General features: G+C 72.2%; 17 protein-coding genes and 1 pseudogene. 6 read left to right on the top strand and 12 right to left on the bottom strand.

The window, feature by feature from the left end; genetic code table 11:
• Positions 1–123 precede the first annotated feature (123 nt).
• From ABZW17_RS41545 to ABZW17_RS41535, 3 genes are read right to left on the bottom strand one after another with little or no spacing between them, the layout of a single operon-like run.
• Complete coding sequence (locus tag ABZW17_RS41545; RefSeq protein WP_354826873.1) at positions 124–1,326, bottom strand: ABC transporter substrate-binding protein; 1,203 nt, start codon at positions 1,324–1,326, stop codon at positions 124–126.
• 17 nt (positions 1,327–1,343) lie between these two features.
• Complete coding sequence (locus tag ABZW17_RS41540) at positions 1,344–2,408, bottom strand: ABC transporter ATP-binding protein (RefSeq protein ID WP_354826871.1); 1,065 nt, start codon at positions 2,406–2,408, stop codon at positions 1,344–1,346.
• An 8-nt stretch (positions 2,409–2,416) separates the two neighbouring features.
• On the bottom strand, positions 2,417–3,838 hold the full coding sequence (locus tag ABZW17_RS41535; RefSeq protein ID WP_354826869.1) for a gamma-aminobutyraldehyde dehydrogenase: 1,422 nt from the start codon (positions 3,836–3,838) through the stop codon (positions 2,417–2,419).
• 107 nt (positions 3,839–3,945) lie between these two features.
• On the opposite strand from ABZW17_RS41535, the gene ABZW17_RS41530 reads away from it, so the two are divergent.
• Positions 3,946–4,680 (top strand): FCD domain-containing protein, encoded by a 735-nt coding sequence (locus tag ABZW17_RS41530; RefSeq protein ID WP_354826868.1) that lies wholly within the window; start codon positions 3,946–3,948, stop codon positions 4,678–4,680.
• 34 nt (positions 4,681–4,714) lie between these two features.
• Positions 4,715–5,422 carry a cache domain-containing protein gene (locus tag ABZW17_RS41525; protein WP_354826866.1) on the top strand — a complete coding sequence of 236 codons (708 nt, stop codon included), beginning with the start codon at positions 4,715–4,717 and terminating at the stop codon, positions 5,420–5,422.
• Between the two features lie 45 nt (positions 5,423–5,467).
• Here the strand turns inward: ABZW17_RS41525 and ABZW17_RS41520 are convergent, their stop codons facing one another.
• On the bottom strand, positions 5,468–6,907 hold the full coding sequence (locus tag ABZW17_RS41520) for a PucR family transcriptional regulator (protein ID WP_354826864.1): 1,440 nt from the start codon (positions 6,905–6,907) through the stop codon (positions 5,468–5,470).
• Positions 6,908–7,008: 101 nt separating this feature from the next.
• Between ABZW17_RS41520 and gabT the strand changes: the two genes are divergently transcribed.
• From gabT to ABZW17_RS41505, 3 genes are read left to right on the top strand one after another with little or no spacing between them, the layout of a single operon-like run.
• Positions 7,009–8,364, top strand: a complete 1,356-nt coding sequence (gabT, locus tag ABZW17_RS41515; protein ID WP_354826863.1) for a 4-aminobutyrate--2-oxoglutarate transaminase — start codon at positions 7,009–7,011, stop codon at positions 8,362–8,364.
• Positions 8,361–9,788 carry an aldehyde dehydrogenase family protein gene (locus ABZW17_RS41510; protein ID WP_354826861.1) on the top strand — a complete coding sequence of 476 codons (1,428 nt, stop codon included), beginning with the start codon at positions 8,361–8,363 and terminating at the stop codon, positions 9,786–9,788. Before gabT ends, ABZW17_RS41510 begins: the two co-directional genes overlap by 4 nt.
• A 5-nt stretch (positions 9,789–9,793) precedes the next feature.
• Entirely contained in the window at positions 9,794–10,309 is a 516-nt protein-coding gene (locus ABZW17_RS41505; RefSeq protein ID WP_354826859.1) for a hypothetical protein, read from the top strand.
• 35 nt (positions 10,310–10,344) lie between these two features.
• Here ABZW17_RS41505 and ABZW17_RS41500 read toward each other — a convergent pair whose 3' ends face one another.
• The gene (locus ABZW17_RS41500) at positions 10,345–11,118 is read right to left on the bottom strand and encodes a helical backbone metal receptor (protein ID WP_354826857.1); all 774 of its coding nucleotides are present in this window, start codon (positions 11,116–11,118) and stop codon (positions 10,345–10,347) included.
• Entirely contained in the window at positions 11,115–12,521 is a 1,407-nt protein-coding gene (locus tag ABZW17_RS41495) for an RNB domain-containing ribonuclease (RefSeq protein ID WP_354826855.1), read from the bottom strand. Before ABZW17_RS41495 ends, ABZW17_RS41500 begins: the two co-directional genes overlap by 4 nt.
• 127 nt (positions 12,522–12,648) lie before the next feature.
• Here ABZW17_RS41495 and ABZW17_RS41490 point away from each other — a divergent pair, with 127 nt between their 5' ends.
• Positions 12,649–13,593 carry an ATP-binding protein gene (locus ABZW17_RS41490; RefSeq protein ID WP_354826853.1) on the top strand — a complete coding sequence of 315 codons (945 nt, stop codon included), beginning with the start codon at positions 12,649–12,651 and terminating at the stop codon, positions 13,591–13,593.
• On the opposite strand, the gene ABZW17_RS41485 is transcribed toward ABZW17_RS41490, so the two are convergent.
• From ABZW17_RS41485 to ABZW17_RS41460, 6 genes and pseudogenes are all read right to left on the bottom strand, one after another.
• Positions 13,590–13,775 carry a hypothetical protein gene (locus ABZW17_RS41485; protein WP_354826851.1) on the bottom strand — a complete coding sequence of 62 codons (186 nt, stop codon included), beginning with the start codon at positions 13,773–13,775 and terminating at the stop codon, positions 13,590–13,592. The two genes, ABZW17_RS41490 and ABZW17_RS41485, sit on opposite strands and share 4 nt — an antisense overlap.
• Positions 13,776–15,879: 2,104 nt before the next feature.
• A pseudogene (locus tag ABZW17_RS41480) lies at positions 15,880–16,440 on the bottom strand (hypothetical protein); the annotation flags it as partial.
• A gap of 96 nt (positions 16,441–16,536) precedes the next feature.
• Complete coding sequence (locus ABZW17_RS41475; RefSeq protein WP_354826849.1) at positions 16,537–17,538, bottom strand: C40 family peptidase; 1,002 nt, start codon at positions 17,536–17,538, stop codon at positions 16,537–16,539.
• Between the two features lie 2 nt (positions 17,539–17,540).
• Positions 17,541–18,143, bottom strand: coding sequence for a hypothetical protein (locus tag ABZW17_RS41470; RefSeq protein ID WP_354826848.1), 603 nt, complete (start codon positions 18,141–18,143; stop codon positions 17,541–17,543).
• Between the two features lie 3 nt (positions 18,144–18,146).
• On the bottom strand, positions 18,147–20,219 hold the full coding sequence (locus ABZW17_RS41465) for a magnesium transporter (RefSeq protein WP_354826847.1): 2,073 nt from the start codon (positions 20,217–20,219) through the stop codon (positions 18,147–18,149).
• Positions 20,216–23,170 carry an ATP-binding protein gene (locus tag ABZW17_RS41460; protein ID WP_354826845.1) on the bottom strand — a complete coding sequence of 985 codons (2,955 nt, stop codon included), beginning with the start codon at positions 23,168–23,170 and terminating at the stop codon, positions 20,216–20,218. The genes ABZW17_RS41465 and ABZW17_RS41460 overlap by 4 nt, the downstream gene beginning before the upstream one ends.
• Position 23,171 lies beyond the last annotated feature (1 nt).

Below are 23,171 nucleotides of genomic sequence, written 5' to 3'. Positions count from 1 at the left end.
GTTGCCCCCCTGGCCTTCTTCTTCGTCTCTTATCTCCGCGGGGTGTTTTTGTTTGTTGTTTTTTTTCCCGCCCTCAACCCCCCACAAAAAAACCCCCCCCCCGGCCGGAGCTTGCGGAGGCCGTCAGCCCTTGATCTCGGTCCAGGCCTTCGTCCACTCGCCGTAGTCCTTGCACTTGACGTCCGTGCGGCCGTCGAGGCACTGCGGGATCGGCGTGGTCCAGTAGGCGATCTTCGAGGCGTACCCGGCGTCATCGGCGTGGTAGGTGCCGCAGAGCGTCTTGTCCGTCATCTCCGCGCACGCCTTCGTGTTCGCCGGCGCTTCGCCGAAGTACTCGGCGATCTGGGCGTTGACCTTCGGGCTGATGATGTAGTCGAGCCACTTGTACGCGCAGGTCTTGTGCGCCGACTTCGCCGCGACCATCCAGGTGTCCGACCAGCCGGTCGCCCCTTCGCTCGGCACGGCGGCCTCCAGCGGCGCGCCTTCGCCCTTGGTCAGGTTGACCGTGACCTGCCAGGCGGTGCCGACGACGGCGTCGCCGTTCTTCAGCGCTTGGGACTCCTTGAGGTAGTCCGACCAGTACTCGGACACCAGCGGCCGCTGCTGCTTGAGCAGGTTCACCGCGGCGGTGAACTGCTTGTCGTCGAGGGCGTACGGGTTCTTGATGCCGAGGTCCGGCTGGTGCGCCATCAGGTACAGGGCGGCGTCGGCGATGTAGATCGGCGAGTCGTACGCGATCACCTTGCCCTTGTAGGGCGAGTTCGCGTCGAACATGACCGACCACGACGCCGGCGCGGGTGTCACCTTGTCGGTGCGCCAGGTCAGCAGGTTCGCGCCCCAGCCGTGCGGGATGCCGTACGCCGTGCCGTTCACGCTGTTCCAGGACTTGCCCTTGAGGAACGGCTGGACGTCGTTGTAGTTCGGCACGAGGTCGGTGTTCACCGGCTCGGCGTCCCCGGAGGCGACCAGCCGCAGCGACGCGTCACCGGAGGCGGACACGACGTCGTACTGCCCGGTCTTCATCAGCGTGACGGCCTCGTCGGAGGTCCCGAACGGCTTGACGTTGACCTTGCAGCCGGTCTGCTGCTCGAACGGCGTCACCCAGTTGACCTTCGGGTCGTTCGAGCCGTTCTCCGCGTACCCCGGCCAGGCGAGGACGTTCAGCTGCCCCTCCGGCTGCCCGAGCGCCTTCAGCGCTTCGAGCTTCGGCGGCGTGAAGCCCTGCGCGCCCGGCGGCGCGGCGGAGTTCGAGCCGGACGTGCCACATGCAGCCAACAGCAGGCTGGCGCCGAGCACCCCGGCGAGCCGCGTCTTCCTGTTCTTCATGGCAACCCTTCTGGGAACTACTGGACCTGGAAGCTGTGTTCGTCGCGCCAGCTCAGCCGGACTCGCCCGTCGGCGAAGGTCGCGTTGTCGCTGTTCTGCCGGACGACCGAAAGCTGTCCCCCGGCGTCGAGCGCGACGGCGTACCGCACGGTGGCGCCGGCGTAGACCACGTCGGTGACCGTGCCGGTCGCGCTGGTGTCCCCCGCGGCGGCGGGCTCGGACAGCTCGCCGTCGATGCGGATCTTCTCCGGCCGGATGCTGAACAGCCCGGGCCGGCCGATGACGGTCTCCGCGCCGCGGCCGCCCAGCAGGTTCGACGTGCCGACGAACCCGGCGACGAACGCGCTGGCAGGCCGTTCGTAGACCTCCTCGGGCGGCCCGACCTGCTCGATCTTCCCGTCGTTGAACACCGCGATCCGGTCGCTCATGGTGAGCGCTTCGTCCTGGTCGTGGGTGACGAAGACGAACGTGATGCCGACGTCCCGCTGGATCTGCTTGAGCTCCAGCTGCATCGCCTGCCGCAGCTTGAGGTCGAGCGCGCCGAGCGGCTCGTCGAGCAGCAGCACCTTGGGCCGGTTGACCAGCGCCCGGGCCAGGGCGACGCGCTGGCGCTGGCCGCCGGACAGCTGCGTGGGCTTGCGCGGGCCGTAGTCCTCCAGCCGCACGGTCTTCAACGCCTCCAGCGCGCGCTCCCGGCGTTCCTGCTTCGGGACGCGCTTGACGCGCAGGCCGTACTCGACGTTCTGCTGCACCGTCATGTGCGGGAACAGCGCGTAGTCCTGGAACACCGTGTTGACATCGCGCTCGAACGGCGCCAGCCGGCTGACGTCGTGGCCGTCGAGCTCGATCGTGCCCTCGGTGGGCAGCTCGAACCCGGCGATCATGCGCAGCACCGTCGTCTTGCCGGAGCCGGACGGGCCGAGCATCGAGAAGAACTCGCCGGGCGGGATGTCGAGGTCGACGCCGTCGACCGCGTGGACGTCGCCGAAGTGCTTGCGCAGCCCGGAAAGCCGGATGGCCGGACGCGTGCTTTCCGGCGCCGCGGGCACTTCCCGCGTCTCGGACGGTGCTTGGTTGGGCATCGCCAGCCTCACAGTGCGCTCATCACGTGCTTGACGCGCGTGTAGTCCTCGAGGCCGTAGAGGGAGAGGTCCTTGCCGTAGCCGGACTTCTTGAACCCGCCGTGCGGCATCTCGGCGACCAGGGGGATGTGCGTGTTGATCCAGACGCAGCCGAAGTCGAGCTTCGCGGCGGCGCGCATCGCGCGCTGGTGGTCGCGGGTCCAGACCGAGGACGCGAGGGCGTACTGGACGCCGTTCGCGAGCTTCAGGGCTTCGGCTTCGCCGGAGAACCGCTGGACGGTGATGACCGGGCCGAAGATCTCGTCCTGGATGGCCTCGTCGTCCTGCCGGAGCCCGGAGACGACGGTCGCCTCGTAGAAGTAGCCCTCCTCGCCGACCCGGTGTCCTCCACAGTGGACGGTCGCGTGCGCGGGCAGCCGGTCGATGAACCCGGCCACCTTTTCGAGCTGGGCCGCGTTGTTGAGCGGGCCGTAGGCGACGTCTTCGTCGTCCGGCCGGCCGGTCTTCGTGTTCTCGGCCTGCCGGGCCAGTGCGGCGACGAAGGTGTCGTGCACGTCGTCGGCGACCAGCACGCGCGTGGCGGCGGTGCAGTCCTGGCCCGCGTTGAAGTACCCGGCGACGGCGATGGCCTCGGCGGCGGCTTCGAGGTCGGCGTCGGCGAAGACGATGACCGGCGCCTTGCCGCCGAGTTCGAGGTGCACGCGCTTGACGTCGGTGGCGGCACTGCGCGCGACTTCGATGCCGGCCCGGACCGAGCCGGTGATCGACACCATCGCCGGGATCTCGTGCTCGACCAGCGCGCGGCCGGTGTCGCGGTCGCCGCAGACCACGTTGAACACGCCGGGCGGGAGGAACTCGCCGGCGATCTCGGCCAGCAGCAGTGTCGACGCCGGGGTCGTGTCGGACGGCTTGAGCACGATCGTGTTGCCGGCCGCGAGGGCGGGCGCGATCTTCCAGATGGCCATCAGCAGCGGGTAGTTCCACGGCGTGACCTGCGCGCAGACGCCGACGGGCTCGCGGCGCACGAACGACGTGTGGCCTTCCAGGTACTCGCCCGCCGCGCGGCCTTCGAGCACGCGCGCGGCCCCGGCGAAGAAGCGGACCTGGTCCAGGACCATCGGGATCTCTTCGGCCGTGGTCAGCGCGATCGGCTTGCCGGTGTTCGCGGACTCGACGGCCACGATCTCCTCGGCCCGGGCTTCGAGCGCGTCGGCGAGCTTGAGCAGCGCGAGCTGGCGCTGGGCGGGCGTGGTCGTCCGCCAGGTCTCGAACGCGGTCGCGGCGACCTGCAGCGCGTTGTCGACGTCCTCGGGTCCGGCGATCGGCGCGGTGCAGTAGGGGCGCCCGGTGACCGGGTCGACGAGCTCCGCGGTCCGGCCCGACTTGGACTCGACGTACGCGCCGCCGACGTAGTGCTTCAGCTCCTGCACGATCACTCCTCGGTGCTGGCGGGGGCTAAAACATATAAGTCCATATGTAATAGGACAAGAGGATCAGGCAAGATTGGTGCGAACGGGTAGTCCGGCGAAGGGGCACGATGCGCAAGGGCATGTCGCACAGCGCGCGATCCGCCATGTTCGCGCCGCTCGGCCAGGTCGGCCGGGCGGAGGCGGTGGCGGCACGGCTGGTCGACGCCATCACGCTCGGCCTGCTGGCCGACGAAGAGCAGCTGCCCAGCGAGGCCGACCTGGCCGCGCAGTTCGGCGTCTCGACCGTGACGGTCCGGGAGGCGCTGGTGGCGCTGCGGCAGCAGGGCCTGGTCGAGACGCGCCGAGGGCGCAGCGGCGGCAGCTTCGTCCGCGCGCCGGCCAACCCACCGCCGGACGCGTGGCGCGCGCGGCTGGCCGAGGTGTCGCTGTCGGACCTGCGGGACGTCGGCGACCACTACCTGGCGATCGCCGGGGCCGCCGCGAAGCTCGCCGCCGAGCGCAGCTCCCCCGAGGACGTCGCCCGGCTGCGCTTGGCGGCCGAAGACCTCCGCACGGCGCACGGCATCGACTTCACCCGGGCCGAGCGGCAGTTCCACCTGGAGGTCGCGGCGGCCGCGCAGTCACCGCGGCTCACGCACGAAGAGGTCCACCTGCAGAGCGAGCTGGGCGGGCTGCTGTGGCTGCCGCTGGGGTCGACGGCTCCCTCCTGCGAAGAACACACGGCGATCACCGCGGCGATTTCCGCCGCGGACGGCGAACTGGCCCGCAAACTGACGGAAGAGCACCTGCTGGCCGCACTGGACCGGCTCGCGGACGTTCACCTCGACTTGCTCGCCCCGTAAAATCCGGCACAATCCGCGCATCGAGGTGAGCACCGTGAACGACACCCGCACGCTGGCCGGCGACGAGGTCGTCGAGCAGGTCTCGGCGTTGGTGGAAGAGGTCTTCGAACGCCTGAAGCCGCTGCTGGCGGCGGCCGAGTCGGTGCTGGCGGACGCCCCGGCCGCGGCGGCCCTGCACCGGATCCGGCCGCAGGTCACCGAGGCGCTCGGCGGGCTGATCATCGGCGCCGGTTTCGTCAGCGCCCCGCACGTGCTGACCGATTCGGAGTTCGGCTTCGAATGGTGGACGGCCGGGTCTCCCCCGGCGCAGCTGTTCATCAGCCTCGACCCGGCCAGCGAGAACTTCCTCGACTACACCCGCCAGTCGTGGTTCACGGTCCCGCGAGACACCGGACGGCGGCACATCAACGGCCCGTACGTCGACTACCTGTGCACCGACGAGTACACGCTGACGTTCACCATCCCGGTGTGCCGGGCCGGCGCCTTCGCGGGCGTCGTGGGCGCGGACGTGTACGTGCGCGAGTTCGAGCGGGCGGTCCGGCCGCGGTTGCGTGCGCTGGGGCGCGGGGCGGCGCTGCTGAACGCGCAGGGGCGGGTGATCGTGTCCAACAGCGTCCGGCAGCCGACGGGCTCACTGGTGCGCGAGGCCGCCGTCCCGGCGTGGTGGTCGGCGGGCGCGGAGCCCGGGCCACGGCTCCGGCGCTGCGGGGACTCGCCGATCGTGCTGGTGACCGGAGCCTGAGAAAGTACGTGGACCAGTGCGGCCGGGACGTCCGGCAGGCGCCGGCTAGGTCTGCAGCGCGACCCAGAGTTCCGCGCGGACGCCCGGTGAGTCCAGGTCGCGGCCCAGCAGGTCCTGCACCTTGGTGATCCGGTTCCGCAGGGTGTGCCGGTGGACGCCGAGGCGTGCCGCGGCGATGTCCCAGTGGCCGTGGTGCTCCAGCCAGCAGCGCAGGGACGTCTCCAGGTCGCCGCGGCCCGTCTCGTCGTGGCGGCGCAGCGGGGCCAGCAGGTTCTCGCCGTAGACGCGGGCCACCACCGGGTCGATCAGGGACAGCAGGCCGCGGGCCGAGTGCTCGGCCGCCGACACCAGGAGCTTGCCCTCCGCCTCCGCGACCCGGCACGCCAGTTCCGCCTGCTCCAGCCCGGCCGCGAAGTCCGCCGCGGTCACCGGGCCGGCCAGGCCCCCGTGCAGGCCGCCGGCCCGCAGCGCCGCGTCCGTCACCGCGTCGGCGGCGCCGAGCACGACCACCGTCGAGCCGTGCCGCGCGGCGAACACCGGCTCGTTCTCCAGCGCGTCGAGCAGCTTGCGCCGCGCGGCGGGCGGGCCGGCGAACACCAGCACCGACCACGGTGCGGCCGGCGCCTCGGCCCCGGAAGCGGCGAGCACCCGCAACGCCAGCTCGGCCTGGCCACCCACCAGCAACTCCAGCAGCCCGGTCCGCAACGCCTCCCTCGCCGCCGCCTGCGCGCGGTCCTGTTCCAGCGCCAGGGACAGCACCGAAACCGCCGTGTTGACGATGTGCCGTCCCGCCGTGTCAAGCGACGCGCCGACGGCGAGCACCCGGCGCGCGCCGGTGTCAAGGGTCTGCAGCACGACTTCCTGGCCATCGAGCACGACGACTCGCGTACCGGTGCGAAGGCGCTCCAGCTCTTCGCGCAGCGAAGGGCCGTACGCCCGCGCGCTCGCCGGAGTTGCTTCGCTGACTGTCGTGCGGTCGAAGAGCAGCACCCAGCCGTCGACCAGCTTCGCCAGCTTGCGCAGCACCCCCGCCGGGCCGCCCTTGCCGACCGCCGTGCGGGTCAGCTCCTGCTGCGCGCGGCCGATCCGGACCGTCGTCGCGTACTCGTCGGCCGCCACCGCCCGCGAGACCGCGCGGGTGATCGCGATGAACGGCGTCTCGCGCGGCACCTCCAGCACCGGGAGGCCCACCTCCGCGGCCGTCGCCACGAGGGCGCGGGGCACGGTCTCGTGGCTCAGCCCGACGCCGAAGCCGAGGCCCGCCACGCCGGCGTCGACCAGGCGGCGCACGTAGGCCGGCGACGTCTCCTCGTCCAGGGCCAGGCCGGTGGTGAGCAGCAGCTCGCCGCCTTCGAGGAACGCCTGCGGGTCGGTGAGCTCGGTCGGGTGCACCCAGCCGATCGGGCGGTCGAGGAGGGTGCCGCCGGTCAGCACCCGCAGCCCGAGCGGGCGCTCGGCGGCCAGGCCGGCCATCGTGAGTGCCATAACGGCCAATCCTACGCGCGTTCCTGTACAGAACGGCCAGCTGACGGCGGCCGCCGCGGGACTCATCCTGAGGACGTCCACCGACATCCCAGGGAGACGCCGTGACCGCAAGCACCACCGCCGGGCCGCAGGCCCCAGCCCCCCGGCAGCGCAGGCTGCGCACCGAAATCCCCGGCCCGCTCTCGCGCGAGCTGCAGGAGCGGCGCACGGCCGCCGTCGCCGCCGGGGTCAGTTCGGTGCTGCCCGTCTACGTTACCTCCGCCAGCGGCGGCCTGCTGACCGACGCCGACGGCAACGTCCTGATCGACTTCGGCTCGGGCATCGCGGTGACCAACGTCGGGCACTCCGCGCCGGCCGTCGTCGACCGTGTCCGCAAGCAGGCGTGCTGGTTCACCCACACGTGTTTCATGGTCACGCCGTACGAGGGGTACGTCGAGGTCTGCGAGGCGCTGGCCGAGCTGACGCCGGGCGACCACGCGAAGAAGTCGGTGCTGTTCAACTCCGGCGCCGAAGCCGTCGAGAACGCCGTGAAGATCGCCCGGGTGGCGACCGGGCGCCAGGCCGTCGTCGTGTTCGACCACGCCTACCACGGCCGCACCAACCTGACCATGGGCATGACCGCGAAGTCGGTGCCCTACAAGCACGGCTTCGGGCCGTTCGCCCCCGAGGTCTACCGCGTGCCGGGCTCGTACCCGTTCCGCGACGGCCTGTCCGGCCCCGAGGCGGCCGCGCTGGCCATCGACCGGATCGAGAAGCAGGTCGGCGGCGACCAGGTGGCCGCCGTGGTGCTGGAGCCGATCCAGGGCGAGGGCGGGTTCATCGAGCCGGCACGCGGGTTCCTGCCCGCGATTTCGGCGTGGTGCCGCGAAAACGGCGTCGTGTTCGTCGCCGACGAGGTCCAGACGGGCTTCTGCCGCACCGGTTCCTGGTTCGCCTCGTCCGACGAGGACGTGGTGCCGGACCTGATCGCGACGGCCAAGGGCATCGCGGGCGGGCTGCCGCTGTCCGCCGTCACCGGCCGCGCGTCCCTGTTGGACGCGGTCCCGCCGGGTGGCCTCGGCGGCACCTACGGCGGCAACCCGATCGCCTGCGCGGCGGCGCTGGGCTCGATCGAGACGATGAAGAACGAGGACCTCGCCGCGTCGGCCAAGCGCATCGAAGGCGTCGTCCTGCCGCGGCTGCGGGCGCTGGCCGCCGAGACCGGGGTGATCGGCGACGTCCGCGGGCGCGGCGCGATGCTGGCCGCGGAGTTCGTGAAGCCCGGGACCACCGAACCGGACACGGACCTCACCAAGCGCGTCGCGGCGGCCTGTCACCGGGCCGGCGTGGTGGTGCTGACCTGCGGCACCTACGGCAACGTCGTCCGGCTGCTGCCGCCGCTGTCCCTGTCCAACGACCTGCTCGACGAGGGCCTGGCGGTCCTCGAGCACGCTGTCCGCACGGAGGCTCGCGCATGACTTTCCCGTTCTGGGTCGCCGGAAAGCCGGTGACCGGCGGTGCCACCGCCGTCGTCCGTCACTCGTTCGACGGTTCCTCCGCGGGGGCGCACTTCGTGCCCGCCGCCTCGGACGTCGAAGCCGCGGTGCAGGCGGCGCACGACGTCGCCGACGAGTTCGCCACGCTGCCGGCGCACGTCCGCGCCGGGGCGTTGGACCACGTGTCCCGATCGCTGGGTGAGCGGTCCGAAGAGATCGCCGCCCTGATCACGGCGGAGTCGGGCAAGCCGCTGAAGTGGGCACGCGGCGAGGTCGGCCGCGCGGTGTCGACGTTCCGCTGGGCGGCGGAGGAGGCCCGCCGCTTCTCGGGTGACCTGCAGCGCCTCGACACGGACGCGGGCGGCACGGGCCGGCTGGCCCTGGTCCGGCGCGTGCCACGCGGGCCCGTGCTGGGCATCACGCCGTTCAACTTCCCGCTCAACCTGGTGGCCCACAAGGTGGCCCCGGCGATCGCGGTGGGCACACCGATCGTGCTCAAGCCCGCGCCGGCGACCCCGCTGACGGCGTTGCTGCTGGGCGAAATCCTGGCTTCGACGGACCTGCCGGCGGGCTCGTGGTCGATCCTGCCGGTGGACAACGAGACGTCGTCCCGCCTGGTCGAGGACCCCCGGCTGCCGGTGGTGTCGTTCACGGGGTCGGTCCCGGTGGGCTGGGCCATCCGCGACCGCGTCCCGCGCAAGCACGTGGCCCTGGAACTGGGCGGCAACGCGGCGGTCCTGGTCTGCCCGGACTGGGCGGACCTGGACTTCGCGGCCCAGCGGATCGCAACGTTCGCGATGTACCAGGCGGGGCAGTCGTGCATCTCGGTGCAGCGGGTGTACGCGCACACTTCCGTTTACGACGCTTTGGAAGAGAAGGTGCTTTCGCAGGTCGCGGCGTTGCGCACCGGCGACCCGCGAGCGGACGGCGTCGACGTGGGCCCGCTGATCGACGTGGACGCGGCCACCCGCGTTTCGTCGTGGGTGGCCGACGCGGTGTCTTCGGGCGCGCGCCTGCTGACGGGCGGCGGCCGCTCGGGGGCGACGGTGGAGCCGACGGTGCTGGCGGACGTGCCGGAGGACGCGTCGGTGATGGCGGAGGAGGTGTTCGGGCCGGTGGTTTCGCTGGTCCGGGTGGCTTCGGTGGCCGACGGTGTCGCGCGGATCAACGCGTCGCGGTTCGGCCTGCAGGCGGGAGTGTTCACCCGCGACGTGCCGACGGCGTTCGAGGTGTCGGCGGCTCTTCGTGTCGGCGGCGTGATCGTCGGGGACGTGCCGAGCTTCCGGGCGGACCAGATGCCGTACGGCGGGGTGAAGGACTCGGGCGTGGGGCGGGAAGGCCCGGCGGCGGCGATGGCGGACTTCACGGAGGAGCGGGTAACGGTGTTGACGGGATTGACGCTGTAGGTGGTGTGAGACCGCTGATCCTGCTCGACGTCGACGGCCCGCTGAGCCCGTGGGCGGCTCCGCGCCACGCGAAGCCCACCGGCTACGTCGAGCAGTCGCTGCGGCTTTCCCGGTGGAGCCGCAAGCGCCTGCGGATCTGGCTGAACCCCGCGCACGGCCCGGCACTGCTCGCCCTGGCCGGCTCCGCGAACGCGGAGCTGGCCTGGGCGAGCAGCTGGGAACACCGGGCGAACCGCCGGATCGGCCCGGCGATCGGCCTGCCGCTCCTGCCGGTGGTCGAGTTCGCCGGGCCGCAGCCGGCGTGGAAGTTCGGCCCGGTGGCCCGCTTCGCCGCCGGCCGCCCCTTGGCCTGGTTCGACGACGACTTCGACCTGTTCCCCGCCGCTCGGCGGGACTTCGTCGAGCGCCGGGCGGGCCTCCCGACGGAACTGATCCCGGTCGACGCGCACACCGGGCTGGCGAGCGAGCACTTCGAGCGCCTCGAAGCGTGGCTGAGCGGCCTGAAGCGGGCGGGTTCATGACACTGTCGTGGCCACCGCGCACCCGGGCTTCGGCTTCACAGCCCGGCCAGCGCCTCCGTCAACGCGACGTGCGCCTCGACCAGTGAAGGCCCGTACCACGTGAGATGACGGCCCGAGACCAGGACGTACCGCGCGTCCGGGAAGTGGTCCGGGCCGTCCTCCTCCGTGAACAGGTACGGCTCGTCCGGCAGCACCAGCAGATCCGCGTCCGCGCGCAACCGTGCCCGCAGCTCCTCCACCTCCGGGCGCGGATACCTCTCCGATGAACCCGCGTACACGTTCGCGACCCCCACCCGGCGCAGAACGTCCCCGGCGAACGTGTCCCGGCCCACCACGATCCACGGCTTGCGCCACACCGGGACCACCGCGTGGAAGCGCGCCGGCCGGACCTCGCGCCAGACCTCCTCCGCCGTGACCAGCCACTCCGGCTCGTCCAGTTCGTACGCCTGCGTCAGGATCCGCCGCAGCGAGCCCAAAGCCGCGGGCACCGAAGCCGCCGCGGCCATCACCCACACCGGGATTCCGTTGGCGCGCAGGCGTTCCACGTCCTCCGGGCGGTTCTCCTCCGCGTTGGCCAGCACCAGGTCCGGTGCCAGTTCCAGGACCCGGTCCAGCTTCGGGTACTTCGAGCCGCCCACCCGTGGTACGTCCAAAGTGGATGGATGCGTGCAGTAGTCCGTCGCGCCCGCGAGGCGGCCGGGGGCGCTGACCTCGACCGCTTCCGTCAGCGACGGCACCAGGGAGACGACCCGGGACGCCGGGCCGCGCAGCGGTACCGGTTCCCCGAGGTCGTCGACGAGGTACGTCATGCGCGCTCGAACGACACCTTCCGCTTGTCGACGTCGACCGCGGTGAGGCGGACCGCGATCCGCTCGCCCGCCGTCAGGCGCTCCCCCGCGCACTTCGCCATCACCGTCGGGTCTTCGACCAGGATCTCCGCCTTGTTCTCGTCCGCGCGCAGCACCACCGCGCTGAACTCGCCGCCGACGTGCTCGGCCAGCACCCACGCCTCGACCTGGTCGATGCACGCCCGCTCGACCTTCGCGGCCAGGGTGTCCGACGCGCTCATCCGCTCCGGGACGTCCGCCAGCGCCGCCCGCACCCAGTCCGGGACCTCGCGCCCGGCCGAAACGGCGAGGCAGATCTCCGTGGCGAACCGGTCCACCAGCCGCCGGATCGGGGCCGTGACGTGCGCGTACGCGCCGCCGATGCCCGCATGCGTCGTCAGCGCCGGCAACTCGCCGTCGAACGCCGTGTAGCCCGCGCCGCGCAGCAGCCGGGTCGTGTCGGCGTAGAGCGCCATCGACGCCGGCTGCCCGGGGTCCAACCGGGACAGGAACTCCGAAACCGTCGTCTCCGGCGCCCAGGCGATGCCCAGCGCCTCCGCCGAGCGGCGCAACCAGTCGACGGCCTCGGGCTCGGGGTCGGGCAACGTGCGGAGGACGCCGATCCGCGCGTCGAGCATGATCCGCGCCGCGGCCATCCCGGTGAGCAGGGAAATCTCGGCGTTCCAGGCGTCGACGGCGGTGCGCGGGCGGCGGGCGAGCACCCAGCCGCCGTCCGGGTCGCCGGTGATCTCCTGCTCCGGCAGCTGCAGCTCGACGGCGCCGCGCCGGACGGCCAGCTCGCGCCGCCGCCGGCCCAGCTCGGGCAGCGCGGCCACCGACGGGTGCGGATTTCCGGCGTCGAGCGCGGCCTGCACCGTCTCGTAGTCGAACTGCTCGGTGGACCGGACCAGTGCGCGGCGCACCCGGGTGGCCGTCGGCTCGCCGGCGTCGTCGGTCTCGATGGTCCAGAGCACCGCGGGCCGGACCTCGCCGGGCAGCAGGCTCGCCGCGCCTTCGGACAGCACCGGCGGGTGCAGCGGGACGTTCCCGTCCGGCAGGTAGAGCGTCTGCCCGCGCAGGCGCGACTCCCGGTCGAGCGCGCCGCCGGGCGGGACGAACGCGGCGAGGTCGGCGATCGCGTAGTGCACGCGGAAGCCGTGCGCGGTCTTCTCGACGACCATCGCCTGGTCGAGGTCCTTGGCGCCGGGCGGGTCGATGGTGACCAGCGGCAGGTCCGTCGCGTCCTCCCGGGGGCCGGCGCTGGCCAGCGGGTCGAGGACCGCCGCCTCCGCCTCGGCCAGCACCTCGGGCCCGAACGACTCCGGCAGCGAAAACTCGGCACGCAGGGGGCCGAAGTCCCCGCCCGCCGAGTGTGTCCTGATCACGAGGGGAGGCACCCCCCAACCCTAACCCGCTCCGGGCCCGGAGATCGCCCGATCGGGCGCGGGCCGGTCGGGTGTACGTTGCCCCGGTAAAATGAAAACCGTCTTCATTGCCAGAAAGGTCTCTCCTGTGAAGATCGCGTTCGTCGGCAAGGGCGGCAGCGGCAAGACCACGTTGTCGTCGCTGTTCGTCGCGTACCTGGCCGACGCCGGGCTGCCGGTGCTGGCCATCGACGCCGACATCAACCAGCACCTCGCGGTGGCGCTCGGCGCGACAGAGGAGGAAGCGCTCGCCTGGCCGACGCTCGGCGACAACATGGGCCTGATCAAGGACTACCTGCGCGGCGACAACCCGCGGATCCCGGACGCGGCGTCGATGATCAAGACGACCCCGCCGGGCCGCGGGTCGCGGCTGGTCCGGCCGTTCGAGGACAACCCGGTGTTCGACGCGTGCTTCCGGCAGCTGGGCGGCGTCCGGCTCGGCGTCACGGGCCAGTTCGACGAGGACGACCTCGGCGTCAAGTGCTACCACTCGAAGGTGGGAGCGGCGGAGCTGCTGCTGAACCATGTGGTGGACGTCGACGGCGAATACGTCGTGATGGACATGACGGCGGGCGCGGACGCGTTCGCTTCGGGGCTGTTCACGCGGTTCGACGTGACGTTCCTGGTGTGCGAGCCGACGGTCCGCAGCGTGGGGGTGTACCGCCAGTACGCGGACTACGCCCGCGACTTCGGCGTGCGGCTCGTGGTGGTGGGGAACAAGGTGACGGACGCGGAAGACGTCGAGTTCCTGCAGGACCAGGTCGGCGGCGAGCTGTTGGGCTGGCTGTCGGCGTCGGGGCACGTACGCGCGGCGGAGCGCGGCACGGCCCGGCCGATCACCGAGCTCGAGCCGCGCAACCTCTCGACGTTGCGTTCGATGCTGACGACGGTCGATGCGGAGCAGCGCGACTGGGCGCGCTACCAGCGCCAGGCGGTCGAGTTCCACCTGCGAAACGCCCGGGCCTGGGCGGGCGCCGACCTCGTCTCGCAGGTGGACCCGGAGTTCGTGCTGGGCCCGCAGCTGGTGGTCTAGTCGTCTTCCTCGGCATCGGCCCGCCGGGTGCGCTCACGGGCGATTTCGAGAGCGCGCCGGGCGGTGGCCTCGTCCGGGTAGGGGCCGAGCAGGTCGATGCCGCGGCTGCGTTCGAGGTGCTCGACCTGGTGGGTGCGGGTGTTGTAGTACCACCCCGGGTCCGGGTTCGGGTCTTTGGCCATGGTCCAAGGTTCGCATCCCGGCGCCGGTTTTTCAGCGCTTGTACCGGTACGGGATCTCGGTGGGCTGCCCGGTGGGTCCGAAGTCCTGCGGCCCTTCGGGCTCGGCAGTCTGTTCGGGGAACTCGTCGAACCAGCCCCGCGGGGTCCCGCGAGGTGGGGTTTCGGGCTCCTGCCGGGACGGTTGCGGGAGGGGGGTGTCCCGGCCGGGGAAGACGGGCCGGGCGTTCGGAGCGGCCGGAACGGGCGGCATGGTGCCGGGCCCGGGAAAGACCGGCCGCGCCGGAGCGGCGTGGCGGGCGGGGAAGGGCTGGGGGGCGGATTCCGGGCCGGGGAAGACGGGCTTGCTCGGGGCGGGTTGCTGCTGGGTCGGTTGCTGTTGCGTCGGTTGCTGTTGCGTCGGCGCTGGGGGGTTTTCCCGGGAGGCGGGAGCTGCGGGTTCCCACGGGGGTGGGTTCGTTGCCGGGCCGTTCTCGCGTGGGTTCGAAGCCGCGGCGGGGGCCGGGACGGCTTCCCACTGGGGTGGGTTCGAGGGCGCAGCGGGGCTCGTGCCCGGCAGCGGCGGGTTCGGGCGCGGACCAAGCTCTTGCGCCGGCGCGGGGCCGGGTGCGGGGGTCGAGTGCAGGTCGGGAGTTCCCCAGGGCGGCCGGGGCAGCTGGGAACCGGCCGCCGGAGGCTGCACCTGGACGGGCGGCTGTGGGCCAGCCGCTGCCGGCTGCGGCGCGGCTTGGTCAGGGGAATCAGGCACCGCGGGTGGGGTCGGCTGTTCCGCCACCGGGGGCACCGGAGCCTCAGCCTGGCGTGCGTTCCCTGCCACGGATGGCGCCGGTCCGGCGTCTTCCAGGCGGGCAGCATTCCATCTTCCGGATTCAGCCGAGGCCGAAGTCCGATCCGGACCCACGTCCTGCGACGCCGGGTCGGGTAGGGCAGCAGCCTCCGACCGGTCCGGGTCTTGGGGCGCCGGCTGCGGTTGACTCGTGCCTTCTGGCGCACGCTCATCTGCCGGTGAGGCAGCCTCGTTCGGCGCCGTTTCGACGGCCGCAGGTGCGTGAGCCACTTCAGCCGAAGCGGCAATGTCAGCCGCGGCCCCCGGTGCGGCAGCCTCCGGCTGTTGCACGATCTGCGGCTCCGGCTCGACCGGCGTGGAGCTGGCCTCCGAACGGCTTGTCTCCCTTACTGCACCTTCGACCGCAGCCGGTGCCCCCGACTGTTCCAGGGCCTTAGACGCCCCTTCAGCGGAGGCGGCAGCCGGTGCCTGGCCCGTGGGCGCGCGCTCGACTGCCGGTGAGGCAGCCTCCGGCTCGGCCGGAGTGGAAGCGGCGGCCGGCGAATGGCTTGCCCCGCTCGGAGCCACCTCGACCGGAGCCGGCGTAGGAGCCGCACCTTCTGGTGCGGCCTCAGCCGGTTCAGACGCTTCCGGCCGCACCGGTTCCACGGAGGCAGCGGCCTCTGGCCGGCTCCCTTCCACCGGTGCAGGTTCGCTCGCGGGCGGTGTGGCAGCCTCCGGCCGCCCGGCGCTCTGCGGCGCCGATTCCACCGAGATGCGAGCAGCGGCCCCCGGATGACCCGCCTCAGTCATCGGTTCCACTGAGGAAGTCTCCGGCTGCTCCAGCGCCGGCTCGACCGTAGAAGCCGCGCTTCCCGAAGGTGGCTCGACCGCAGCCGGGGCCTCCGGCTGCTCCAGCGCCGGCTCGACCGTAGAAGGCACGCTTCCCGGACGTGGCTCGACCGCAGCCGGGGCCTCCGGCTGCTCCAGCGCCGGCTCGACCGTGGAAGCCACGCCTCCCGGAGGAGGTTCGACCGCAACCGGGGCCTCCGCCCGGTCCGTGTCCCGCCACTCCGGTTGCGCCCATACCTCCGGCCGGCTCACCTCACCCGGCCGGGCGACCTCCACGTCCTGCCCAGCCGAGTCGGTCTCCCGACGGCTCGCCTCACCCGGCCCACCGGGAACCCCGGAGGCTGGCTCCGCGGCCGCGTGGCGAGGCGCCGGTGCCCGCGCCGGGCCCGGCGGATCCGACGCGGCAGGGGCCGCCGAGCCGCCAGCGGCCGGACGTCCCCACCCCGCCGGCGTCCCCGGGACCGAAGGCGAAGGCCCCGGTGGCGGGTGAGGCACCGTCCGCCACACCGGCGCCGGCCCGATGTTCATCGGGGCCGGGGCCTGCCCACCCGGTGATGCCGTCGGGGGCGCCGGCCGGCCCGCCGGCTTCGGGATCGGGTCCAGGCACGACACCAGCACCGAGGTGTTCTCCGGGTCCTCCACCTTCCGGCCGCTTCGCTCGCGGTAGACCATCTCGCCGTCCGCGTCCATCTCCACCAGGTAGCCCGCCTCCGCGAGCTGCTCCTCGTCGAGGTCCGCCAGCTTCTCGTACCTGGATGGCACCACCCGGTAGATCGGCCACGCCAACCCCGCGTGCTCCGCGTGGAACTGGGCCAGCAGCGCCGCCATCTGGTGCTGCCACGGCAGGGACATGCCCTCCGCCAGCGACCTGGGCAGCACCACGTAACCCGCGTCGACACCCGGGTAGCCCTGGCTCAGCTGGTCGGCCAGCGGGGTGCTGGACGCGGGACGCGCCGACTGCCGGGGCGGCTGGGGTGCGCCGAACAGCGCCGCCGGGTCGTGGGGCTCGCCCGCTCCGGGCTTGCCTCGCCTGCCGAATTTGCGTCCCACGTGCTCATCCTCTGCCTGTACGCGGCCACCTGCTCGTGGAAGCGCCGCGACGTCGGGTGGATCGGCCGTTCGGTGTCAAGGCCCTCTCGCCCCATGCTAAACGCCGGGGCGGACCGCCTGCGGCACCAGTTCGCGCTCGTCGAACGAGAACGCCCGCGTGTGCACCGGCACACCCGTCTGCTGCGCTTCGACGACCTTGTCGTCGCCCAGGTACATCATCACGTGGTGGATGGAGGACGGATCCGACGGATCGGTGGCGAGGAACAGCAGGTCACCGGGCTGCGCCTCGCGTACCGGCAGCAACGCGCCGGCGTGGTACTGGTCGCGTGAGACGCGCGGCAGGATGATGCCGGCCGACTCGTACGCGCGGAGCATCAGGCCCGAACAGTCGTACGAGTCCGGCCCTGTGGCCCCCCACACATACGGCTTCCCCTGCTCGCCGAGCGCGAAGCTGATCGCCTTCGCCGCGGCCTGACTCGGCGGCAGCAGGGCCCCCATGCCGGTGCCGCACGCCACGACGTCGACGACCTGGCCGACCTTCTCCACCAGGGTCGCCGCCATCGGCTCCCACTTGTGGTAGCGGTCCGGGAAGCCCGAACGTTCCACCGCCTGGGCCGCGTCGCCCGGACGGCGGTTCTCCCAGTCCGGCACCGCGAGCAGCACGTCGTAGAACTTGTTGACCTCGTACGTCGGGTCGGTGACCTGCGCCACCGTGCCCCAGCCCATCGACGGGCGCATCTGGAAGATGCCCAGCGAGTCGCGGTCGCCGAAGGTGAGGTTGTGCAGCCCGGACTCGGTCATCCCGGCCTGGATCGCGACCTGCCAGGCGCGCGGCGCCAGCGACCGCTGCTTGCCGACCGAAATGATCAGCGCGACGATCCCGCGCTGCTCGTCGTCCAGTTTCGACGCGTCGACCGTGCCGCGGTCGCCCTGGCCGGGCTGCGTCGGCCCGACCGAGGCGTCGCAGCTCATCAGGGACACGCTCCGGGCCTGCGCCTGCTGGTTGTCGATGACGACCTTCGCGGCGACCGCGGTCACGACCAGGGCGCCGACCGCGACGAACACGATCAGCCCCAGCCACAGCCCCAGGCGCCGCACGGTCAGCTCGCCTGGTCGTAGTCGGCGACCCGCCAGCCGGCGTTCGTGCTCACCACCGTGATGGCCAGCTTCGGCCCGTCGGTGGGGATGGTCAGCTGCACCGAGCTCGGGTACGACGTGCCGACCACCGGCTCACCGGTGACCTTGGTCGCCGGGATGTTCGCCGGGTCCACCGTCCCCATCACCGGCAGGTACTCCTCGGTGGTGAACGGCTTCAGCTGCGCGAGCCACTGCTCGGAGGTCATCCCGGCCGGGTGGTTGACCCAGGCCGCGGCCCACTCCTTGGCGACGCGGATCGCGTCGGCGTTCGGCGCCGTCGGCGTCGGGGTGGCCAGCGGCGTGGACAGCCGCGTCGGCAGGTTGGACGTCGGGACGGGGGCGGCGATGCCCGGCTGGGTCGTCGTGACCGACGTCGTCGTCCCGGCGGTGGGCGGCGCCGCCTTGGCCTGCGGTTTGCCGACCGCCTTGGGCAGCACGATGCCGAGCACGGTGATGAGGATGGCCAGGAAGACCAGCGTCCCCATCAGGTGGCGCGGCGAGCGCAACGGCCAGCCCCACAGGCGCCGGTAGACCGCGGTGCGGCCGCGGTTGGTGCGGATCGGCATCGGTCACCGCCCCACGACTTGGTCGGTGTCCCGCGGTTCCTCGCGCACTTCGATGCCGCGCGAAGGCCGGTAGAGCACGAAGACGGGCTTGCCGGCGACGACTTCGGGGTCGACGCGGCGCGGCTGGGCACGCACACCCGGCACCCGCGGCGCGGCGTCGCTGAAGGTGGACTCGGGCGGGCGCAGGTCGGACGGCACGACGACGGGCTCGGGTTCGTCGCTCCACCGCCGATCGGCCACCGGCGAAGTGTCGACGCGCCGGCTCTCCTCCCGGGTGGTCGGACGGCCACCGGCGCCGACGACGACGTACTCGCCGCCGTCGCCGTTGGCCGGGTTGTACTGGCCGAAGACGGGCGCGCCGGGACGCCGGCCCGCGGGCAGCGCACCCGCGGAGCCGCCCCCGCCGACGGCCCCCGGCCAGGCGCCGGACCACGCGGCGGCCGGGCGGGAGGCGCCGGAGCCGTTGTCGAGGCGCTGGGCGTTGGCGAAGATCGTGGCTTCCGGCCGGAACCGGCCACCGCCGGCGGTGGCGCCGAGCGGGCCGCGCTGCTCGCCGTCGACGACGTCGTCGGTGTCGCGCACGGTCTGCCAGAACTCGTCCTGCGGGGTCGGGCCGTTCTTGGAGCGCCGGAAGCGCGAGAAGATCCCGCCCCCGGGCGACGGCACGGCGGCGCCGACCATGCTGACCGACATCTCGACCATCTGCCACAGCCGCCGCACGGGCCGCCCGACCATGAACAGCAGCACGGTGATGAGCCCGGCGAGGACCATCTGCGTGAGCATGTTGAGCGAGTTGCCGGCGTCGAAGATGGCTTGCAGCAGAAGGGCGTGCACGCCGGCGAGGACCGAGAGCACGACGAGGTTGAAGGCGACCCCGCCGGCGACCTTGAGCACACGGCGGAGGATCTCCGGGTGCAGCAGGGCGATGAGCCCGATCAGCGGCGCGGTGAGGGCGAAGAGGCGGATGAGGACCTGGGCGAGCAGGACGCTCGCCTTGGCCAGGAGCTGGAAGAGCGAGTAGACGAGGGCCTGGCCGAGGGAGAGGAAGCCGGCGCCGGTGCGGCCGCCCGCTTCGCCGGTGAAGTAGCCGGTGGCGGGGCCGAGTTTGGTGGAGATGTCCTTGTAGGCGTTCTTCTTGCCGTCGATGACGGCCTGGTTGCCGTCGTCGCCGTTGCGCAGCTGCGCCCACGTGAACGCCTGTGCGTCCAGGAGCGGGCGGCCGAACTGGTCGGCCTGCGGCGCGGTCGGCGACCCGAACTCCCCGCGGATCCAGTTCTTGTAGACGATTTCGTTGTGCAGGTTCGTCGGCAGCACGTGCCGGATGACGCGGTCGTTGGAGTCGTCGACGAACCCGGCCTGGATGTTCGTCGTGGTCTGGACGATCGCCTTGTCGATCGGGTCGAAGTACCGCAGCATCGCCAGCGACGACGCGGCCAGCCAGACGCCCGCCAGCGCGTAGAGCGCCCGTTTGCTGACCGCGGCGAGATCGCCGCGCCAGATGTTGCGGAACAGCATGATCGACATGACCAGCGCGACCAGCCCGAACAGCTGGGCGTAGATGTTGTTGTAGACCTTCTCCGCACCCGACTTCACCGCGCTGTAGAGCGGGTTGAGCAGGCCGCCTTCGAGCACGGTGTAGTGCAGCGAGTTCGTCGCGCCGACGATGTTCTTGCCCAGGTTGAACAGCTGGTTGCCGCCCCAGGTGTCGAGCGTCGAACCGGCGGGGGTGAGGCTCAGGCCGGAGCAGTTCGTCTCGAAGGTGTTCCAGACGAACCCGGCGTAGCTGTAGTCGACGTACGGGCTGCCCGCCTCGCCGTGGCCTTCGGCCGGGTCGATCGCGCCGACCATGCCCGCGCCGGGGCGTTCGGGGTTGGGCGCTTCGCCACAGGCCGCCGCGCTCGCCGCGGGCGCGGTCGCGATGGCCTGCAGACCGAAGACGAGCATGACGGCGAACATCGTCGCCTTGCGCCCCGGCGTGCGCCGCCCCGGCCGCGGACCGTTCTTGATCCGCCGCTTCAGCGAGTGCCACCCCGCGGCCAACGTCAGCAGGACCGCCAGCGTCAGCACGGTGTTCATGCGGCGTCCCGGCCGGTGCCGCCCTTTCCACCGGTTCGGGCGTGCTGCTGCCCGTTCGACGCCTGGACCCCGCCCTCCACCTCGCCCGTCTCCGACGCCAGGGGGTCCGGAGCTCCCAGGAGGTTCTCGTCGGCCAGGCCGACCTCCAGTTCCGCTGCCAGCTCGAAGTCCTGCTCCAGCTCGATGTCGTCCTCCGGGGGGACCGGGACGTACGGCTTCTTCTCCTCCGTGCCCGGCAGGGCCAGCTCGTTGCCCGGACGCCGGGACGGCGCCGCGTCCTTCGACCCCGGGGTCGTGTCCATCACCGCGCGCAGGTGGTCCAGGTGGGGGCCCGAGAAGTCGACGCGGATGCGCTCCACGCCGCCGGCGCCGTCGCCGAAGATGAACTGGCGGGGTTCCACGTCGCGCTCCAGCCCGCGCTGCTGTGAACCCGGGCGGCGGCCCAGGGCCGCCACGACCTGCTCGTACCCGACGCCGACGGGCACCTTCAACAGGCGCAGGGCGTCGGCCTGGGCGTCGTCGTCGTCGAGACGGCCCACGAACACCGAGTCCAGCAGGGCCACGAAACCCTGGATCTTCAGGAAGTCCGCCGGGATCTGGGACGACAGCAGGACCCGGACGTTCCACTTGCGCGAGTCACGCGCGAAGCGGTTCATCAGCACGCGCCCGGTCGGGACCTCCGACAGGAAGAACGCCTCGTCGATCCAGACGCCCTTGCGCATCTCCTTCGGCTTCTCGTACACCGACCGCTGGGTCAGCCACGCCGCCAGGTTCAGCATCTCGACACCGAGGGACTCCGCGTCCGTCCAGTACTCGCGGGGGACGCCGTCCTTTGGCAGGGTCAGGCCCGCCATCGTCAGGACCGTGAGCCGGTCGTCACGCGTTTCCGAGTACGGGTCCGCGTCCGTCTCCGGGATCAGCAGCGCCATCCGCTCGCGCATCTCGTCGAGGAAGTCCGCGACGACGCCCGCGTGCTCGTGGTGTTCCGACGAATCCCGGCGCAGGGCATCGATTACCTGGCCCGGATCGGCGTCGAACCGGCCGCCGACGGCCCGCACCGCGCGCAGCAGCACGATCCGGGTCTGGGCCATCCGCGACACCTCGTACGGCAGGACACCGGTCAGGACGTCCAGCACGAGACGCCGCCGCGTCGCGCCCGCGAGGGCTTTCTCGCGGCGCCACGAGCGCTCGGGGTCGTCCTCGTCCATGAAGTGCTCGATCAGCGGCTCGGCGACCACCCGGTACGGGTTCAGGATGCCGGGCTGGGCGTTGAGCAGGTTGATCGGCCGCGCGTACGGGCGCAGCTCCGGCAGGTCGCACAGCCGTGACAGCGGCCCGGACGGGTCGAGGATCGTCCAGTTCGCGCCCGCGCGCAGCGTCTTGTAGACGATGCCGCCGCCGAGGAACGACTTACCACCACCCAGGCCGGCCACCATCGCCGTCAGGCCCGAGCCGTCGCGGATTTCCTGGGCCATCCACGGGTCCCAGGCCACCGGGCGCCGCGTGGCCGTGCACGTCTCGCCCAGCAGGATGCCGCGGCGGTCGCCGACCTCCGCGGTCGCCGTCGGGACCGCCGAGGACGCCCAGACCACCGACCCGCGGCGCATGTACGCCGCCGAGGCCAGGGGCTCGCCCGGGATGAACTCGCGGGCCATCGCGTACTGGGCCTCGGGGTGCTCGATGGCGATCTTCGGCTTGTACAGGTCGAGCAGCTGCTGGGCCAGGCGCAGCGCGTCGCGCTCGGTCGGGCCGGACACCGCCAGCCGCCACCACGAGCGCACGCGGGTGGCGAGCGCGGTGAAGCCCGACGTCATCTCGTCGTCGATCTCCAGCACGCGCCCGGCCTGCCGGGACAGCGACTGCGGTGGCTCCAGCTCGTGCTCGTCGGTGTAGTGCTTGACCTGCGAGCGCACCTTGTTCATCTGCCGCTGCAGCTCGCTGGCGACCTCTTCGGGGCGCCGGACGTAGATCCGCGCCGACACCTCGACCGCCGCCGGCAGCCGGTCGGCGTGCTGGATCCACGGGTCGTCGACCTCGGGGATCTGCAGGCCGTGCATCTGCCCGACGGTGAGCACGGCCAGGTGCCGCGAGACGCCGGCGTTGGAGCCGGTGCGGCCGCGGACGGTCACGGTCGGCGCGTACGGGTCGGCGTAGTAGTCGGCGGCGTCGGTGAAGCTCGCCAGGTCCTCGGGCTCCCAGGCCGCGCCGGGCACGGCGGGCATGTTCCGCGGCGCGGGCAGGCCGAGCGAGCACGAGCGGTGCATCAGCCAGGACATCTCCTCGGCGTGCACCGGACGGCCTTCCAGCCCGGCACTGCCGATGACCTGGTCGAGGTGCTCGACCTCGGAGTCGAGCGCGCTCAGCTCGGCGTCGACGGCTTCGGGGAGGATCTTGCGCAGCACCGGCGCGGCGCGTTCGACCGCGCGGTCGACCATCCGCCGGGTCTGCACCTGGACGCCGATGTAGACCTCTTTTTCGGCCATCGAGCGGCCCATCAGCTGCTGCTGCTCGCCGATCAGGTAGTCGTCGAACGACAGCGCGCCCGGGACGTCGCCCGGGCGGCCGTGCGCGTTGTAGACGTGCGCCTCGGCCCACATCCGGATCGGGTACGGCCGGTTCGTCACGCGCAGGTGCAGCCAGCGGCCCTGCAGCTCGGCGTACTGGCCGGCGATGGCCGCGATCAGGTCGCGCCGCTGGGAGTCCGAGCGGAACGACCAGCGCTGCGGCGCGAGCCGGTACCAGGCGTAGACCTCGACGCCGGTGCGGACCAGGTGCCCGTCGATGCTTCGCACCGCGATGGACGGGGTATACGCGGGAATCGCCTGCTCGCCGGGCAGGCGTCCCTTATTCCCCGAGCCGTTCCGCGACGCGCGGACCTGCTCGGGCGGTTGCCATGCGCCCGAGTGGGTGTCCCGACCCCGTTTTCCTCGGCTACCGCCGCGACCGAACAAC

It is taken from the genome of Amycolatopsis sp. NPDC004625 (assembly GCF_040609695.1).
In the GTDB taxonomy this organism is placed as follows: Bacteria; Actinomycetota; Actinomycetes; order Mycobacteriales; family Pseudonocardiaceae; genus Amycolatopsis.
This window is presented reverse-complemented; position numbering and strand designations above follow the sequence as displayed.